The sequence below is a fragment of the Nostoc sp. genome, assembly GCF_041747015.1.
Classification (GTDB): domain Bacteria; phylum Cyanobacteriota; class Cyanobacteriia; order Cyanobacteriales; family Nostocaceae; genus Nostoc.
The window spans coordinates 1-3,647 of sequence record NZ_JBGTFY010000060.1 but is presented as its reverse complement, the minus strand read 5'-3'; the positions used below and the strand labels follow the sequence as shown (position 1 = coordinate 3,647).

The 3,647-nt window shown below is 43.9% G+C and carries 3 protein-coding genes; all 3 read left to right on the top strand.

Going from position 1 to position 3,647, the window contains the following annotated elements:
• A partial coding sequence (locus tag ACEW80_RS04530; RefSeq protein ID WP_373525444.1) for a mannose-1-phosphate guanylyltransferase occupies nucleotides 1–1,058 on the top strand: 1,058 nt, incomplete at its 5' end.
• Nucleotides 1,059–1,243: 185 nt separating this feature from the next.
• Nucleotides 1,244–2,890 carry an ABC1 kinase family protein gene (locus ACEW80_RS04525; protein WP_373525443.1) on the top strand — a complete coding sequence of 549 codons (1,647 nt, stop codon included), beginning with the start codon at nucleotides 1,244–1,246 and terminating at the stop codon, nucleotides 2,888–2,890.
• A gap of 167 nt (nucleotides 2,891–3,057) precedes the next feature.
• Nucleotides 3,058–3,647, top strand: a 590-nt coding sequence (locus tag ACEW80_RS04520; protein ID WP_373525442.1) for an ATP-binding cassette domain-containing protein, incomplete at its 3' end; no start/stop codon positions are given.

Below are 3,647 nucleotides of genomic sequence, written 5' to 3'. Positions count from 1 at the left end.
CTTTATTGTTCCCCGTAATCCTTGCTGGTGGTAAAGGTGAACGTTTTTGGCCTCTGAGTCGCAAAGACCGACCCAAGCAATTTTTAAGTCTTGATGGTAGCTCTAGAAGTCTATTACAAGCAACCGCCGATCGCTTGTTAGCACTCGGAACGGGTTGGGATTCCTTGTGGGTGATCACTTCTAGTCAGATAGCTGAAGGGGTACGCCAACAATTACCTGATCTACCAGTTCAAAACTTACTGATCGAGTCAGAAGGAAGAGACACCGCCGCCGCCGTTGCTTGGACAAGTTTAGAAATCAAACAGCGCTATGGAGAAGACGCTGTTATTGGCTTTTTCCCTGCTGACCACTGGATTGCTGACCAAAAGGCGTTTGCAGACACATTAAGCGCGGCTACGCAACTAGCAGCAAGCACAGCAGCGATCGTTACACTGGGGATCAAGCCTACTTTTCCATCAATCGGTTACGGCTACATTGAACAAGGTGAAAAAATAGGTAGCTTTAATGAGTTGCCAGCTTATCATGTCAACCGTTTTACTGAAAAGCCCGACCGTGAAACGGCAGAGACTTTTTTATCTACGGGACGCTTTAGCTGGAATAGTGGAATGTTCGTTTTTCGGGCAGGGGTTGTTCTCAAGGAACTACATACCCATGCTCCAGAAATTATCGAACCTTTAGAGCAACATGGCCCTGATATCTATCCCCAGTTGCCTAAGAAGAGTATAGACTATGCGCTAATGGAAAAGACAACTCTAGCATACGTTTTGCCAGTTGATTTTGGTTGGGATGATTTAGGAGATTGGAATGCGATCGAACGCTTACTGAAGACTGAGGAAACTCCCAATGTGGAACTCGCTACCCACGTAGGGCTGGATACGCAAGGGTCGATTATTTATGCCTCGAATCCAGAAGACGTAGTTGTTACTATTGGTCTAGAGGATGTGGTGATTGTGCGCGATCGCAATGTCACCCTAGTTGTCAAAAAAGAACGTACCCAGGAAATTAAGCAGATCCTCAAAATTCTCCAAAGCGATTCCCGATTTACCAACCTGCTATAAAAGTTAAAACCCTTGGCAGAGGCTAAAAAGTCTATTTTTCCATTATAACTTGACTGTCGAAAAGCAGAGCATTGGCATTGGGCATTGAGTGTGGGGCATTGGAAAAATTCTTTCCTTGTCCCCCTCATCTCCCTCATCCCCCTCATCTCTCCCACTTCCCCTACTCCCCCTCCCCACTCCCCAAAATGTTCCTCACCCAAACTGTTCCCCGTCAACGAGAAATCCTGGAAGTATTCCTTCGCAATGGCTGGGACTATATGCGAAGGCTACTTACTGGTGGCAAAGCTGATGAACCTCAGCTACCTACACCTGCGGTTTTAAAAAATATCCTGGTAGACTTAGGCCCAGTTTATGTTAAACTCGGTCAGCTACTCTCTACCCGCCCCGACTTACTTAACGCCGCTTACATTGAAGAATTGTCATCTTTACAGGATGAAGTACCAGCAGTTCCTTGGTCAGAGGTAGAAATAGTCCTCCGCAAAGAATTAAAACGTTCACTAGCAGAAACCTTCAGCACAGTTAACCCGATCCCCGTAGCGGCGGGATCGATAGCCCAGACACATCGAGCTACATTAGCAGACGGTCGAGAAGTTGCTCTGAAAGTGCAACGTCCGGGGATTGATCTGACTATTGCCCAAGATATTGCTTTAATTCAAGGTATTGCCGATTTAGTGGCGCGTACTGAGTTTGGACAAACCTATGAAATCAAATCTATCGCCGAAGAATTTACTAAAGCCCTAGAAGCCGAATTAGATTTTAAACGGGAAGCAGGTTTTACAGACCAACTGCGGCGCAACTTATCTCAGAGTCGTTGGTTTGATCCCACACAAATAGTAGTTGCGGAAATTAACTGGGAATTGACTACAGAAAAATTACTGGTGATGGAATGGCTGGATGGAGTGCCGTTCCTGTCAGCTGATTTGAACAGTAATAACAATGGTAAAGACCCTGCTGTAGAGCGGAAAGAAATAACTACTTTGTTATTTCGGGTATTTTTTCAGCAACTATATATTGATGGCTTTTTTCACGCTGATCCCCATCCAGGAAACTTGTTTTATCTCAGAGATGGTCGTGTTGCCCTCTTAGATTGTGGGATGGTGGGAAGACTTGATCCCCGCACACAGCAGATATTAACAGAAATGTTGTTGGCGATCGTTGATTTAGATGCTCAAAGGTGCGCTCAATTAACTTTGCAGCTATCAGATTCTGCTCAACCAGTAATTTTGTCGCGGTTAGAAAATGATTACGATCGCATGTTACGAAAATATCACAACGTCAGCCTAACGCAAATAAATTTCAGCCAGATAATTTATGAAGTTTTACAAGTTGCCCGCAACAATAAAATTAGGTTGCCTAGTAACATGGGTTTGTATGCCAAAACCATAGCGAATTTAGAGGGTGTGGCGCGGACATTCAACCCAGAGCTTAACTTTTTTGATGAAGTCAAACCATTAATTACAGACTTGTTTCGCCGCCAGTTAATCGGGGATAATCCAGTGCGATCGCTCCTCAGAACAGCCTTAGATATTAAAAGTCTGTCTCTACAATCTCCCCGCCAAATCGAACTGTTATTAGACCGAGTTACATCAGAAACCTTACAGTGGAATCTATCGCTACGGGGTTTAGATGGCGTGCGGCGCACTATGGACGATGCGGCTAACCGATTATCTTTTAGTATTTTAGTGGGTTCGCTGATTATGGGTGCGGCAATTATTTCTACCAGAGCGCAGACAACTCAGCTATCTTTTTTAAGCACCACCCTGTTTGCAGTCGCTAGTTTATTGGGTTTGTGGTTAATTGTTAGTACATTGCGATCGGGACGTTTACGCTAAAACCTATATGTTATGACCTGTATGAGTAGGTAGGCGTGAATAATTAAAGGTTTGTAGTAAGGGCTGAAGCCCTTACTAAGATCCAATTTAATTAATTTTGCATTACGTAACATAGTTTGATTTATTCTTCCCACTTACCTACATCTGTGGTTCTAAATATAAAAAATATGTCAATCATCATTGCTGAAAATCTAAGTAAATCTTATCCAGTAGCAGTTAAAAATCCGGGTTTTAAAGGCACAATCAACCACTTTTTTCGCCGTACCTACCGCTCAATTAAAGCAGTTCAGGATGTTTCCTTTGAAATTGCCCCTGGTGAAATCGTGGGGTTTTTGGGGCCGAATGGTGCTGGTAAAACTACCACGCTCAAAATGCTTACGGGGCTGATTCATCCTTCTAGCGGTACAGTCAGAGTCGCAGGGCAAATTCCGTTTCATCGCAAAGAAGCCTTTTTACAAAAAATTACCTTAGTAATGGGGCAAAAGCAGCAGCTAATTTGGGATTTACCAGCGCTAGATTCTTTAAAAATTAACGCTGCTGTGTACAACATTTCTGATAAAGAGTTCCAGCGCCGGGTGGGAGAATTAACAGAGATGCTTTCCTTGGAAGGTAAACTTACTCAACCAGTGCGGAAACTGTCTTTAGGTGAGCGAATGAAGGCAGAATTGTTGGCAGCACTTTTGCATCATCCCCATGTATTGTTTTTGGATGAACCAACGCTAGGATTAGATGTAAATGCTCAAGCAGCAGTGCGCGA